This window comes from Nocardia lijiangensis NBRC 108240, from assembly GCF_001613045.1.
GTDB classification, from domain to species: Bacteria; Actinomycetota; Actinomycetes; order Mycobacteriales; family Mycobacteriaceae; genus Nocardia; species Nocardia lijiangensis.
This window is the reverse complement of sequence record NZ_BDBP01000043.1, coordinates 70,145-83,846: the sequence shown is the minus strand read 5'-3', so window position 1 is coordinate 83,846 and position 13,702 is coordinate 70,145. Positions and strand designations below refer to the sequence as shown.

Below are 13,702 nucleotides of genomic sequence, written 5' to 3'. Positions count from 1 at the left end.
GCAACGCGATCGCCTCCAGCGCGGCGGCCCGGTCGGGCGCGTCCGAGACCCGGCCCGCCAGCTCGCGCACGGTCGCCGCGGGCCACAGATCCGTCAGTTCGACTCGCCGGTCCCGCAATTCGTGTGCGGGCACGCCGAGCAGCGTGGGGGCCGTGCCGGGAAAGAACCGCACGCCCGCGTACTGCGTCGCCGTCGGGCTGCCCGCAGGATGCGCGGTGGTGTCCGGGCCCGCGACGAGCAGCGTGCCGTCCCGCCACAGCAGGTCCATGCAACCGTCCGGCAGGACCGGCAGCGGTTCCTCGACGCGCGTCACGGTCCGCGTCCACACCACGGCGCCGCCCAGTCGCGAAGGGCGCTCGCGGTAGCCGATCAGGTCGTCACCCACGGTTGCGAGGCTACTCAGGCGCACCGACAGCGCTCGTCGCCGAAACTCGCGCGGCGTCGACCGCCGCGGCCGATTGCGGAGGGCACCGCCCGTTTCCTAATCTGAGGGCACCCGCCCTCGTCGAGGACGGGACCGGTGAATCATGGACGACGAGGTCCGCGGGCAGGCGCGCGGACGCCGCGCGGACGATGGCGCGCCGGACCGCACGCGCGAAAGGAATCGGTCCGCATGACCGGCAACAGCACCGACGACGCCCCTCCGTTCGTCGACATCATCAACGGCGCCCTGGAGTTCACCATCCCCGCGGCCGCCAAGATGGGTGTCCAGGCGGTCGAGGTGCGCCGCGGATTCGCCGCGACCACGGTGCCGCTGGAGGGCAACGGCAATCACTTCGGGGTGATCTACGCGGGCGTGCAGTTCACCGTCGCCGAGGTGCTCGGCGGCGCCATCGCGGTGGCGACTTTCGACAATTCCGCCTACTACCCGCTGGTCAAGGGTTTCGAGATCAAGTTCGTCGGCATGGCGAAGTCCCAGCTGCGCGCCGAGGCCACGCTGCCGGAGGAGGAGATCGCGCGGATCGAGGCCGAGGCGGCCGAGCGCGGAAAATCGGACTTCACGCTGGAGGCCGTGGTCACCGACGCCGACGGCAACACCGTCGCGGTGACCAAGGGCCTCTATCAGCTGCGCGCCCACGGCAAGTAGCGCGAGTGCGCCACCGTTGCGGCGGCCCGCGCCGCCACGGTGGGCTCAGTTCGGATGCAGCCCGCGCGGGACGACGCGGACATAGCGCAGTTGCGCGTCGGTGACCGCGTTGTCCGCGTCCTGGCAGCCGACGGTGACCTCGGTGGCGGGCGGCGAGGAGAAGGTCCACAGCGTGACCCACGGTTTGCCCGCGATCTTCTCTTGTTTCTTCGGTTCCGACGACCTCAGATCCTCGTTCCGGCCGCTGCTGTCGGTTACCGTGCAGCGCACGCTGTCGACCGCGGCGCCCCATTCCGCGGGAACCGTGATTTCCATGATTGCGCCTGCGGGGATCGGCACTTTTTTCGTCTCCCCGAGCGGAATGCGAACGCCCACGAGATCGCTGTCCCGCGGCGCGGCGGTCGCCATCGCCCCCACCGTATCCGCCGGCGCGGCGGACGAGGTAGCGGCGGTATCGGCCGACGTGTCGCCGGAACACCCCGACACCGCGACGGCCAACAGCGCAGGCGCCGCCATCCAACTCGATTTCACAGATCGACCTCTCGTCATCCCGCGCCCAAGGCAGCGGGTCGGATCAGCGAACGAAGAGAGCATGACAGCTTCTCCTGCGCCTACCCGGTAATCCGCGCCGTATTTGCGCAATTGATCGGCAAAAACGAATGTCCGGCGGCCGGAATTCGAGCTGGGCACCGCGGGGCGCGCGGCTGGCTATGATCGCGTTCGAAGGAGCCCGATGGACCCGAACCGGAGCCCGATGGACCTGAACTACGCCGACATCAAGGCCGCCGCCGAACGCATCGCCGGGCGCGTGCGACCCGTCACGATCGCCCCCGGCGACCCGGCGGACGGCGACTCGCCTCGCCTCTGGCTGGCCCTCGAATTCCTCCAGCACACCGGATCGTTCAAGGCGAGAGGCGCGCAGAACTTCCTGCTGACGCATCGCGAGGCGGGCAGCCTGCCCGAGAGCGGCGTCACCATCGCCTCCGGCGGCAACGCGGGCCTGGCCTGCGCTTGGGCGGCACGCAGCCAGCACGTGCCCGCCACGGTGTTCCTGCCGGCCACCGCGCCCCCGGTGAAGATCGACAAGCTGCGCGGCTACGGCGCGGACGTCCGGCTGGTCGGCGACCAGTACGCCGACGCGCTCGCCGCCTGCCACGCCTTCGCCGAGTCCAGCGGCGCGCTGCTCTCGCACGCCTACGACAACCCGCTCATCGCGGCGGGCGCTGGCACCCTGCTGACCGAGATCCATCGGCAGCTGCCCCGCCTCGACACCGTCGTCGTCGCGGTGGGCGGCGGCGGCCTGTTCGCCGGAATCGCCACCGCCGCAGCCCATTACGGTGTCCGCGTGGTGGCCGTGGAACCGCGGAACTGTCGTGCGCTGCACGCCGCGCTCGCGGCGGGCGCGCCGGTCGACGTCGCGGTCGACTCGGTGGCCGCCGACGCGCTCGGCGCACGTCGCGTCACCGAGCTGGCCCTCACCGCGGCGCGCGCGGCGGACTCGGTGTCGGTGCTCGTCTCGGACGAGGAGATCATCGCTACCCGCCGGGCCCTCTGGGCGGAGCATCGGTTGGCGGTCGAACACGCCGCGGCGACCGCCATGGCCGCGCTGACCGGCGGCGGTTACCACCCCGCACCCGGGGAGCGGGTGTGCGTCGTGCTGTGCGGCGCCAACACCGATCCCGGCGATCTCACGAGCTAGGCGTATCCGCCCTACCTCACCCACTACCCTCGAAGAGAACCGGACGGAGGCAGATATGGCACTCGAATCCCTGATGGTCCCCCTGGGCACGCCCGCCCCGGATTTCGCCCTGCCCGATCTGGACGGCCGGATACACCGGCTGTCCGATTACGCGAACGGACCCGGCCTGTTGGTCGTCTTCGCCTGCAATCACTGCCCGTATGTCCGGCACATCGAGGACGAACTCGGCGCGGTGATCGGCGCTTCGACCGTGCCCACGGTGGCCATCTGCACCAACGACGCGGACGCCTACCCGAACGACAAGCCGGAAGGTCTTCGCGCCCAAGCGAAACGGGCGCGGTGGTCGTTCCCGTACCTCATCGACGAGTCACAGGAAGTGGGGCGCGCTTTCGGCGCGGCATGCACTCCCGACTTCTTCCTCTACGACGCTCGCCTCGCGCTGGCGTATCGGGGCGCGTTCGACGAATCCACCCCGGGCAACGGCAAACCCGTCACCGGCGGCGAACTGCGCGCCGCGCTCGCCGCGGTGCTCGCCGGCGAATCGGTGCCGGAACCGCACCGTCCGAGTATGGGCTGCTCCATCAAGTGGCGCGCCGACTGAGCTACGCCGGGCTCGGCCTCAGCCGATGACCGCGTTCATGATGGTGCCCGCGCTGGTGGCGACGGTGCCGCCGATCATGGCTCCGGCCACCATCTTCGGCGACTGGAGGCCGCCGCCGGACCATTTCTCCCAGGCGAACCGGCCGCCCGCGTAGGTGATGGCGGCGATTCCGGAAAGCAGCACGAACCAGGTGAGGTAGCTGACCATCTGGAGGATCGAGTCCGAGATGGGCGGTGCCTCCGGGGACGGATTGCCGATCTGGGCCAGAACTGTGCCGTACACGTCATGTGCCGTAGCGAGAATCATGCTCACAGCCGTACCCCTCTTCGAATGTCAGCGACGGTTCGAGAACGCCGCAAAGATCGTACCCCGTTCCGGCCGGAAACATTGTGGTGCAGCATTTTTCGCGAACCGTAGCGACCGGTCTCGATATTTCCGGCCAGGAGATCATCCTCAGCGGTCTACACCTCAGCGAGCGCAGCCGGTCGCCCCGAACTCCGCGGTGGTCACGAGCTCGGTACGCGGATAGTAGGATCCCATGCCCGCGGCCGGGTCGGCCTCCGGCGCGCGTTGAATGGAATGCTCGAAATCCGTGTCGGGCAACATATTCCGCATCAGGAGGGTGGTCTCGAATCCGGTGGCCGGCAGCCAGGCGACGCCGCAGTCACGGGTGGCGTTCGCGGGCCGGTCGGCGGGATCGGAGACCACGACGGTGAACCAGCCGCGCTCGTCGACCGGCGTCTCGTCGTCGACAACGCAGGCCGAAACACGGGTGCTGGCAAGCTCGTTCGCGCACATCGACCAGTACCGCAATTGCGCGGGCGCCATGGTCGGCTGGCCGCCGAAGGTCGCGGGGGTGGTCGGCAGCTGCGCGCGGACAACCGCGATCTGTCCCGCCCGCGGCGCGACGCGCGAGGCCAGATAGGTGTTGTCCGGATTCGCGAACACGCCGTCGCCGCTGGTCCTGGACCACGTGCGATAGCCGGGGCCCGGCACGCCCGCGGGCAGCCGCGGTCCGCTGGACAGGTGCACGGCAGAGGTGTCGGGCGCCCCCTGGTCCGCCGCACAGGCGGGGAGCAGGCGCGGCCCGTCGGTGCGGTGGACGGTGATCTCCGGCAGCGGTTCCCCGCCGAGCGGATCGCGTCCCTCGTCGGTGCGGTAGACCCGGTAGATGATCAGCGCCAGACCGGAATCCGCGTAGAGGGTGTTCGGCGCGGGTTGCGTGGGACGCGGGCCGGGCAGCACTCGCACGGTGAAGGAGCGTTCGGTCGCGGTGCGGTCCGCGCCCGGCCGGAACGGATTGGTACTACCCGGATCCGGTTCGATGCGCAGATCGTCCAGGCCGTCCAGGGTCCGCGAACCCTGGTAGCTGGTGAACGAGATGTACCGGCCGTGCGGATACCGGCCGCGCAGCGTGAGCCCCTCGGCGGGCAGCGCGGGTACCGCGGCCATCCAGTAGTTGGCGAAGGTGTCGGGCAGCGCGACGTTCAGGGTGTCGGCGCCGATCCGCCTGCTCCATCCGCAATCCGTCAACGGACCGGCTTGCGCGAGCGGCGTCAGCGCCATCGGCGCCGCGGCGGAGCCGACGATCACGAGGAGAGCGAGCAGCCGGCGCAGCACGGCGATCATGGTCACACGGGCCAGTATCACCCGCGCCGCCGCCACCACCCTTGACACGTCTCACCGCGAGGCATGTAATTCGGACAACTGAACGCGCGTCCACGTGAACGCGCCCGGGCCACGAGAGGAACCCGATGAGCGAGCAACTCGGCGACCGACCGCGGTACACCGGCGTGCTCGGCCAGGCCGAAGCCATCCGGACCGGTCTGATCTCGGCGGTCGAGCTCACCGAACAGACCCTCGCGCGCATCGACCGCCTACAGCCCCGGCTCAACGCCTTCATCGCCGTGCTCGCCGACGAGGCGTTGGCGGAAGCCCGGACCCGCGACGAGGATCTGGCGGCCGGACGCCCGCTCGGCCCCCTGCACGGCGTCCCGATCGCCATCAAGGACGAGGTCGACGTCGCGGGAGTCCGCACCACCTACGGCGGCGCCGCGGTGACCACCCCGGCCGCGGCCGACGCGGAGATCGTCCGACGGCTGCGCGCGGCGGGCGCGATCATCGTGGGCAAGACCGCGATGCCGGAATTCGGCACCTGGCCGTTCACCGAGTCCGCCGCACACGGCTACACGCGCAATCCCTGGGATACCACCCGCAGCACGGGCGGCTCCAGCGGCGGATCGGCGGCGGCGGTCGCGGCGGGCGTCGTCGCGGCGGCCACCGGCGGCGACGGCGGCGGTTCGATCCGGATCCCGTCGGCCTGCTGCGGACTGTTCGGCCTGAAGCCGCAGCGGGGCCGGGTCAGCACCGCGCCGCACGGCGATCTGTGGCGTGCGCTCGGCGTGCTCGGCGTGCTGACCCGCTCGGTCGCCGACAGCGCGCTGCTCTACGACGTCATCAGCGGCAGCGGCGCAGGAGACCGCTGGCACGTGCCTGCGCCGATGAGCCCGTTCGCGGAGCTCTCGCCCCCGAAGCCGCTGCGGATCGCCGTGTCGTCGCGCTCAGCCGTGCCACTGACCCGCCTGGCGCCCGAGTGTGCCGCCGCGCTGCGTTCGATGGCCGACACCCTGACCGATCTCGGCCACGACGTCGAGGAATTCGAGGTCGACCTGCCCGAGGCCACCCCCGCCTTCTCTCCGCAGTTCCTCGGCGGCATCAGGGCGGAGGCCGAGCGCGTGGACCGCCCCGACCTGCTCGAGCAGCGCACCAGGACGCTCGCGGCCGCCGCGCGCCTGCTCGCGCCGGAGCCGCTCCAGCGCTGGGCCGAGGGCCAGAGCGAACGCATCGCCGCGCGAGTCAACCGCGTCTTCGAGCGCTACGACCTGGTGCTGACCCCGACCCTGCCGCACCTGCCGCCGCCGATCGGCAGGCTGGACGGCGCGGGCGCGGTGCACGCGATACTGCGCAGCTTGCCGATGACCGCCTACACCGCGATGTGGAACGTGTGCGGCAATCCGGCCGCCGCGATCCCCGCGGGTTGGTCGGATTCCGGATTGCCGCTCAGTGTCCAGCTGATCGGCCGACCGAACGACGAACACGGAATCCTGCGCGTCGCAGCCCAAATCGAAAAGGCCAGGCCGTGGGCGCAGCGCTGGCCGGAAGATGTGGACGCCGTCGCGCCGACTCTCTGATGGCGGCGGCGGCGAGACGGCGCTGTCCTGGATGCACGACTGACTGGCCGAACTGGCCTGACCTGCGCGATTCTCAGCGGAATCACAGAGAACCGGGGGTCCTCGGCTCAGGAACGCACCGTTGAATCAATCGCGGCTGCCCCGCCCGGCTCCTCTACACCGGGCGGTAGGCAGCGCCAAAGTCGGTTCGCCCCACACCGCTCCGGAGATCGGCCGATGATCACCCTCCGCACCGTCCCCGTCGAGCAGTGGCACATCGGGCGCGACATCCGATTGGCCGCGCTGGCAGGCTCACCGCCCGGCACCTTCGGCTCCACCTTCGACGAGGCCGCCACCTGGCCCGATCGGCAATGGCGGCAATGGGTTTCCGACCGGGTCCTCGTCGTCGCCGAGCGTGCGGGCGGCGTCGTCGGGTCGGCGGCATTGGTGCACAACGCCGAGGACGGACCGCTGCTCGTCTCGATGTGGGTCGATCCGTCCGCGCGCGGCACCGGCGCCTCGGACCGATTGGTCGACGCCGTCGTCGGTGCGGCGCGCGCGGCCGGACACGACGAACTGCGGCTGTGGGTGCTGGAGGGCAACCGCGGCGCCGAAGCGCTCTACGAACGCATGGGATTCCGCAGGACCGGCCGTAGCCGTCCGTGCTCTGTCGCAGATTCGCGCATCGAGACCGAGATGCTGCGCGCGCTGCTCCCCGATGCGTAGCCGGTCATGAAACCGGCTGCGGCGCTTCCTCCCGGACGGGTGCGGCGGAGGACGCGGGAGATGCTGCGCGACGGGAGGTCGCCAGGAACAGCAACACCAGCAGCACGCTGAGCCACACGTAGGTATTGCCGATCACGTGCTGCCATGGCGTCCACAGCGACTCGCGCTGTTCACCGTTGGGTAGCCAGTTCTGCGGCCCGTAGACGAACACCGCGCCGGTGCCCACGGCCACCGCGTACCAGCCGAGCGCACGCCGTAGCGGCAGCTGGATCGCGTAGCCGATCATGCCGAACAGTGCGGGCGCGATCCAGATCCAGTGGTGCGACCACGAAATCGGCGAGACGAGCAGGGTGAAGACCGCGTTGATGGCCAGCGCGAGTGCCGGAGCGGCAGCCGCCCGTCGCATCGCGAGCACGACCAGCGCGAGCAGAGCCGCGCCCGCGACCAGCCAGACGATGGTGAAGGTGGGTTCGGGCACCCGCAGCCGGGCGAGCACCGCCTGGATCGACTGGTTGGTGTGGAAGGCCGAGCCGCTCAGACCGTCCACATTGCCGAGCCCGCCGAACCAGTACTTCGCCGAGGTGCTCGGCAGCACGAGGAAGCTGAGTGCGGTCGCGGCGGCGCCGGTGGCCGCGGCGGTGATCGCCGACTTGTAGTCGCGGCGAACCAGGAAGAACAGGACGAACGCGGCGGGCGTCAGCTTGATCGCCGCCGCGATGCCGATCAGCATGCCGCGCCGCCACTTCGGCTTCTCGGTCAGGCAGTCGGCCGCGACCAGCGCCATCAGCAACAGGTTGACCTGCCCGAAATCCAGCGTCGACCTGGTCGGTTCCAGCAGCATGGCGAGCGGCGCCGCGCACGCGGTGGCGAACAGCGCGACCCGGCGCGCACTCTCGCCCGGCCAGATCCGCCGGGCGACCAAGTACAGCGTCAGCGTCAGCGCCGCCACCGAGGTGACGAAGAAGGCGAACGCCGCGACATCCCAGGGCAGCAGCGCGAACGGCGCGAGCACCAAGGCGGCGAACGGCGGATAGATGAAGGGCAGTCCGATGCCGATGGTGGTCTGCGGGAGTTGCCCGTACATGTCGCCGCCGTCGCGCAGCGTTTCGACGCCGAGGCGATAGACCTGCAGGTCGATGAAGCCGCCGGTGATCTCCTTGAACGGCCAGAGTGGCTGCGTCAGACACAGTGCCGTGAACACTACGAGCAGCGCAGGCACAAGCCAGACCACACGCCCGAACCGGCGGGTCGACGACATCGGCACATCACAGGCGGCGGAACTACTCATCCGCGGCGACTATACCGACCTGCGCGCCGGTGTTCGACGGGTGGCGCGCGCTCGGTGCCGCTCCGCAGATTGCCAGCCGGTAGCTACCGCCTCAGCCGCAGCACAGACCCGTCGAGGGTGACGCCCGCCCAGTCCGGCAGTTCTTCGCACCGCCGCAGCCATTCGTCGGGGATTGCGGCCTCGCGCGCACCGAGGATGCCGCCGACGATGGCGCAGGTCGTGTCCACGTCGCCGCCCGCGCTCGCGGTGGCCCAGCACGCCTCGGCGAAATCGTCGAACCGAGCGGCGACCCACAGGCAGAACGGCACGGTGTCGGGTGCCGATACGTCGCGTCCGTTGCCGAGCGCGCGAGCGGCCGCTGCCGGATCGGCGTGGAGCAGGCCGCGCGCCGCGGTGATCCCGTCGCGCACCGCACCCGGCGGGGTGCGGGCGGCAATCGCGTCGAGCAGATCCGCACCGCGGGCGGTCGGTAGGGCCGCACCGAGCGCCACCGCGATCGCACCCGCGACGCCCTCGGGATGGGCGTGGGTGATCTCGGCCGAGGCCGCCGCCTCCTCGATCACCCGGTCCAGATCCTCCGCGAAGTACGCGCCGAGCGGAGCCACCCGCATGGCCGCGCCGTTTCCCCAGGAACCTTTCCCGCCGAACGCCTCGGTCGCCAGTGCGCGCCAATCCCCGCCTTCCTGGCGGATGAGCCGGAGCATGCGATTGGCGCTCGGGCCGTAGCCGCGGTCGAAATCGTGGTGCTCGGCGAAGGAGGCGGCGAGCGCGTCTTGGTCGACGCGGCCGAGCCGGAGCAGAACGGCGACTACCGAGCAAGCCATCTCGGTGTCGTCGGTCCACCACCAGGGGTCCGGCGGCAATGCGCGGGCCCGGAGCGCGGACAGGTTGTCGGGGACGAAGAAGCAGCCGCCGAACGCGTCGCCGACGGTGAGCCCGCGCAGCGACGCGACGGCGCGAGAAAGGCGGTCGGCGATCACCCGCGCAATTCTGCCCAGCCGCAGCGACATTCGCCAGCTATCGAGGCCGCGGCGACCGGCACCGGCTATCTTCGCTCGAGGTCGACGGGCTCGCGGCCGTCGAGGAGGTCGCCGCCCCGACTTACCGATCCGCCCCGACCCGCCAGCGCCGACAGTGAGGACCCACCATGCCGCAGTACCGGAATCGCTGACATGTGCGCGCCCCGCATCGTCCAACTCGCCCACGAGAACGCCGCCCGCCCCACCCGCCGCGCGCTCTTCGCCGCCGCGGGCCTCACCGCCCTCACTGCCGCCGCGCCGCCTGCACGTGCCGTCCCGGCATCGCGCGGCGTGCTCGACCTCACCCACACTCTCAGCCCGCGGCTGCCGAGTTGGCCTGGCACGCCGCCGTTCACGACGATCCCGGTCGCCTGGCACGCCCTCGGCGGCTTCGGCCAGAACGCGCTCGCTTTCTGGGAACACTCCGGCACCCACCTCGACGCGCCCGCGCATCGCGTGCCGGGCGGCGTGACCACCGACGCGCTCGCCGTCACGGATCTCGTTGCGCCGCTGGTGGTCATCGATATCAGCACGCGGGCCGAGCACGACCCCGACGCGGCGCTCACCATCGATGACATCGAGGACTGGCAGACCGAGCACGGCCGCATTCCCGAACGCGCTTTCGTCGCCATGCATTCCGGCTGGGAGCGCCGCATCGATGACGCGGCGGCCTTCCTCAATCTCGACGCCCAGGGCGTGCCGCACGCGCCGGGCATCGCCCCCGACGCCGCCGCGTATCTGGTGCAGCGGTGCGGAGTCGTCGGCGTCGGTGTGGACACGCTGAGCCTGGACCACGCACTCAGCCGCGATCACGGTGCGCACACCGCGATTCTGGGCGCGGGGCGCTACGGGGTGGAGATGCTCGCGAATCTCGGGGCGGCGCCCGCCTCGGGAGCGACCGTGGTGATCGGGGCGCCCAAGCATCTCGGCGGGACCGGCGGGCCGTGCCGGGTGCTCGCGCTTACGTGAGTGTTGGTGCGAGCGCCCATCGATCCGAAGACCGCCTGAGCTTCAGGTGCTGGGGCTCGCGGCGTTCATGCTGCCCGCGGGCGCGCTCGGCGACCGCTACGGCCGCAAGCGGATCCTGCTCGCCGCTTTTCTTGTTCGGCCTGTCGTCGCTGGCCTGCGCCTTCGCGGACGGGTCAACTGATCACGGCCCGGTAGTGCTCGCGGCCATGGTCCCGCTGTCCCTGCCGGTGCTGCCCGTGACCGAGCGCGGTTCCGAACTAGGTGAATCGATCACTACCAGTCCGATCGCCCGATCGAGAAGGCGTGCTGAAAAACGCCGCGCGGATCCCAGTTCTGCTTGATGCGCAACAGCTTCGGGTAGTTGTCGCCGTAGTAGAAGCGGTGCCATGGCACGCCGGAGGTGTTCCAGCGCGGGTCGGCCAGATCGGGGTCGGGGTAGTTGACGTAACTGCCGCCGTTGTCCACGTTGGGAACCGGGACGCCGCCGGTCGCCGCGTACACCTCGCCGAACAGCGCACGCGCCCAGCGCAGATGCTGCTCGTCGCCTTCGGGTAGTCGCCATGCCGTGTGAACAAGCATCTGCGCGAAGGAATTTCGCGCAGGAATCGCCGTGGCATCCGGCTCGACAGCGTTGACAGCCCCGCCGAAGGGCAAGAACTCGACCTCCGTCTCGCCGAGCACCGCGAGATCGGTCAGATACCGGTAGAACACGCGCAATTGGTCCTCGGAGTACGCGCGCCGCAGATAGGCGGCCTTCACCTTGACCCGCGGCGGCAGCGGACCTTTCGGGTAGTACACCTGCGCCACGGTGTCCGCATAGGACAGTTGCACGACCGGCTGCACGACCGGAACGGCATCCACACCGTCGAGCACCGCACCGAGGAACTCGTCGAATTGCGCTCGGGCGTCGGCGGAATCGGCGTCGAGCAGCACGAGCAACTGCGCGAACCCGGTGCCGACCGTCCGGAAGCTCAACGGCGCGTATAGTCCCGCGAACCGATTGCCCGGCGCGCTGTGACGTTCGAAGAACGCCAGGTAGTTCCCGAGTAGTCGCACGAATGCCGCTTCGCTCATCATCGGCAGGACCACCCGCGAATGCAGCATCGTGCCGGGCGGTTTCGGCAGTGCCGTCGCCGGATCCGCGCCATCCGATTGCGGCGCGCGCAGCAGAAACCGCGTCACCACACCGAAATTGCCGCCGCCACCGCCGGTATGCGCCCACCACAGATCCGCGTCCGGTCCGTCCTTGGTCGCCACCACCACCTTGGCCGCACCCTCGGCATCGACCGTGACGACCTCGACCCCGTACAGGTAGTCGGCAACCAACCCGAGCCGCCGCGACAGCGGTCCGTACCCGCCGCCGCTGACATGCCCGCCCATGCCGACCCCGAGGCAGATCCCCGCCGGAATCGTGACGCCCCACCGCCGATTCAGCGCCTCGTACACCGCGCCCAGTTCCGCGCCCGCGTCCACCGAGAACGCCCGGTGCGCCGCGTCCCAGCGCACCTGATTCATCTGCCCGAGATCGATGATCGACCGCGTGTGCGCCGAGTCGACGAAGTCCTCGAAACAGTGCCCGCCCGACCGCACCGCAAGCCGCGACCCCGCCGCCGCCGCCCGCCCCACCGCAACCCGCACCTGCTCGGCCGACGTCGGCACATAAATCTGCTCCGGCCGCGCCGCGAACCGCCGGTTGTACCCACGCAAAGTCAGCGGCAGATACTCCGAATCCCCCGCCCCCACCACCCGCACCTCGTCCGCCGCCGCCTCCGGCGCCCCCACCACGGCCGCGGCCCCGCCTACCGCCGACGCCGCCAAGAACCGTCGCCGCGACAGTGCCATGAAGTTTTCCCCTAGCTGTGCACATCCAAAACGAGCAGCCACACGGTATCCCCGAAACGCCCACGGGCAAAAGGCGACCGGTTCGACAGCACGAGCCGCTCGGCAACTCGGGTCCTCGCCAACGCCGCCGTGCGCCGACCTCGAAAGCGAGGACCGGCGCACGAAGACGTCACCGAGACCCGTCGCGAAATCCAGCTCTCCATGGCACTGGCCAAAGCCGTCTACGACCGTCGTACCGAAGTCGGACTTACCCAAGCCGACCTAGCCGAACGCGCCGGCCTGACCCAAGCCAAAATCTCGCGCATCGAAGGCTCCGACACCGTGCCAACCCTCCCCTGCTCGCCAAACTCGCCGATGCCCTCGACGCCACCCTCAACATCGCCCTCGACACCGACGACGCCCGAGTCAACTTCACCAGCCACCACACCGACGCCGCCTGACACGAGCGACCAGACACGGCGCGACATCGTTTACGACTCCGGGGCGTCGCCGCGTCGTCGCCTGTGGAGGCGCTGGGGCGTCTCAGGGGCTCGTTGGCGCGGCCAAAGCTGTCTGACCGTTGGAATGGAGTCCTCGGCCTCGATTGCGGTTGCCGCCCTTCGCCGCATCGAATTCAGGCAGATTCTGTATGCCGGTGCGGACGATAGGATTATCGGGGTGACGGGAAAATTCATCGCCTTTATCGGGCTGCCCGGTGCGGGTAAGAGCACTGTGTGCGCGTCGCTCGCAACCCTGGTTGGCGGCGTGGCACTGCAAGAACCGCACGACTGGCCACCCGCGGTGACCGACCCGAGTACCGCGAACGGATTCACGGCGTTGAACTGGTTCCGGGCCATGCGAGTGCCGATGTATTACCGGGCGATGCGCGAGCGGGAGCAGGGTCGGATCGCTGTGCTCGATACCTACTACGACAAGATCGGCCACCAACTTCTCGGCGCGGAAGGAATGGATTGGTTTCTCGCACCGAGTGACCCCTACTTCGATATATACGAAGAAATATCCAGACGCGACTGGGAAATTCTGCCGAACCCTGATGTGGTTGTCCTGTTCGAGTTGCAAGAACCCATCTGGCGTCACTTTCTGACGAGCCGAGGCAGGGCATTGGACGACAACTGGGGCGTGTCGGATAGCTTTCTCATACAGCGCCATTTCGTTGCTGCCGCAGAGTTGCTGTGCGACACGTTCGGCATCCCCCTGTTTCGATTCACCCAGGAAATCTCCAGTCCCGATGTTGCCGCTGCCAGGTTGCTTTACGAACTACGCGTAGCCGGACTCCTGAATTGAAGCTATTTCATTGACAC

The 13,702-nt window shown here is 69.7% G+C and carries 15 protein-coding genes; 8 read left to right on the top strand and 7 right to left on the bottom strand.

The annotated features are described in order from the left end of the window. On the bottom strand, positions 1–385 hold a 385-nt coding region (locus tag NL1_RS17430), incomplete at its 3' end, for a DUF6597 domain-containing transcriptional factor (RefSeq protein WP_339379954.1). A gap of 228 nt (positions 386–613) precedes the next feature. Here NL1_RS17430 and NL1_RS17425 point away from each other — a divergent pair. After that, on the top strand, positions 614–1,087 hold the full coding sequence (locus NL1_RS17425; RefSeq protein ID WP_067840650.1) for a YiiD C-terminal domain-containing protein: 474 nt from the start codon (positions 614–616) through the stop codon (positions 1,085–1,087). A 45-nt stretch (positions 1,088–1,132) separates the two neighbouring features. On the opposite strand, the gene NL1_RS17420 is transcribed toward NL1_RS17425, so the two are convergent. Continuing rightward, the gene (locus tag NL1_RS17420; RefSeq protein ID WP_156094909.1) at positions 1,133–1,585 is read right to left on the bottom strand and encodes a hypothetical protein; all 453 of its coding nucleotides are present in this window, start codon (positions 1,583–1,585) and stop codon (positions 1,133–1,135) included. A 235-nt stretch (positions 1,586–1,820) separates the two neighbouring features. Here NL1_RS17420 and NL1_RS17415 point away from each other — a divergent pair, with 235 nt between their 5' ends. Next, positions 1,821–2,786: a threonine/serine dehydratase gene (locus tag NL1_RS17415; protein ID WP_245673350.1), complete on the top strand. Its 966-nt coding sequence runs from the start codon at positions 1,821–1,823 to the stop codon at positions 2,784–2,786. Positions 2,787–2,841: 55 nt separating this feature from the next. Continuing rightward, a complete protein-coding gene (locus tag NL1_RS17410; RefSeq protein ID WP_067840644.1) occupies positions 2,842–3,387 on the top strand; it encodes a thioredoxin family protein in 546 nt (181 codons plus the stop codon). A gap of 18 nt (positions 3,388–3,405) precedes the next feature. Here the strand turns inward: NL1_RS17410 and NL1_RS17405 are convergent, their stop codons facing one another. Both NL1_RS17405 and NL1_RS17400 read right to left on the bottom strand, forming a co-directional pair. Further along, positions 3,406–3,693 (bottom strand): hypothetical protein, encoded by a 288-nt coding sequence (locus NL1_RS17405; protein WP_156094913.1) that lies wholly within the window; start codon positions 3,691–3,693, stop codon positions 3,406–3,408. A 162-nt stretch (positions 3,694–3,855) separates the two neighbouring features. After that, a complete protein-coding gene (locus tag NL1_RS17400) occupies positions 3,856–5,022 on the bottom strand; it encodes a hypothetical protein (protein ID WP_156094908.1) in 1,167 nt (388 codons plus the stop codon). Positions 5,023–5,141: 119 nt separating this feature from the next. Between NL1_RS17400 and NL1_RS17395 the strand changes: the two genes are divergently transcribed. After that, positions 5,142–6,578, top strand: coding sequence for an amidase (locus NL1_RS17395; protein ID WP_067840638.1), 1,437 nt, complete (start codon positions 5,142–5,144; stop codon positions 6,576–6,578). A gap of 216 nt (positions 6,579–6,794) precedes the next feature. Then, entirely contained in the window at positions 6,795–7,283 is a 489-nt protein-coding gene (locus NL1_RS17390; protein ID WP_067840634.1) for a GNAT family N-acetyltransferase, read from the top strand. Positions 7,284–7,287: 4 nt separating this feature from the next. Here the strand turns inward: NL1_RS17390 and NL1_RS17385 are convergent, their stop codons facing one another. Further along, positions 7,288–8,571 (bottom strand): glycosyltransferase 87 family protein, encoded by a 1,284-nt coding sequence (locus tag NL1_RS17385; protein ID WP_067840632.1) that lies wholly within the window; start codon positions 8,569–8,571, stop codon positions 7,288–7,290. An 83-nt stretch (positions 8,572–8,654) separates the two neighbouring features. Beyond that, the gene (locus NL1_RS17380) at positions 8,655–9,551 is read right to left on the bottom strand and encodes an ADP-ribosylglycohydrolase family protein (RefSeq protein WP_245673348.1); all 897 of its coding nucleotides are present in this window, start codon (positions 9,549–9,551) and stop codon (positions 8,655–8,657) included. A gap of 192 nt (positions 9,552–9,743) precedes the next feature. On the opposite strand from NL1_RS17380, the gene NL1_RS17375 reads away from it, so the two are divergent. Beyond that, positions 9,744–10,559 carry a cyclase family protein gene (locus NL1_RS17375; protein WP_067840627.1) on the top strand — a complete coding sequence of 272 codons (816 nt, stop codon included), beginning with the start codon at positions 9,744–9,746 and terminating at the stop codon, positions 10,557–10,559. A gap of 46 nt (positions 10,560–10,605) precedes the next feature. Next, the gene (locus tag NL1_RS39570) at positions 10,606–10,740 is read left to right on the top strand and encodes a hypothetical protein (RefSeq protein WP_281180831.1); all 135 of its coding nucleotides are present in this window, start codon (positions 10,606–10,608) and stop codon (positions 10,738–10,740) included. Positions 10,741–10,832: 92 nt separating this feature from the next. Here the strand turns inward: NL1_RS39570 and NL1_RS17370 are convergent, their stop codons facing one another. Further along, entirely contained in the window at positions 10,833–12,401 is a 1,569-nt protein-coding gene (locus NL1_RS17370) for an FAD-binding oxidoreductase (protein ID WP_067840625.1), read from the bottom strand. Positions 12,402–12,602: 201 nt separating this feature from the next. Here NL1_RS17370 and NL1_RS17365 point away from each other — a divergent pair, with 201 nt between their 5' ends. Beyond that, on the top strand, positions 12,603–13,685 hold the full coding sequence (locus NL1_RS17365; RefSeq protein ID WP_218024442.1) for a helix-turn-helix domain-containing protein: 1,083 nt from the start codon (positions 12,603–12,605) through the stop codon (positions 13,683–13,685). Positions 13,686–13,702 lie beyond the last annotated feature (17 nt).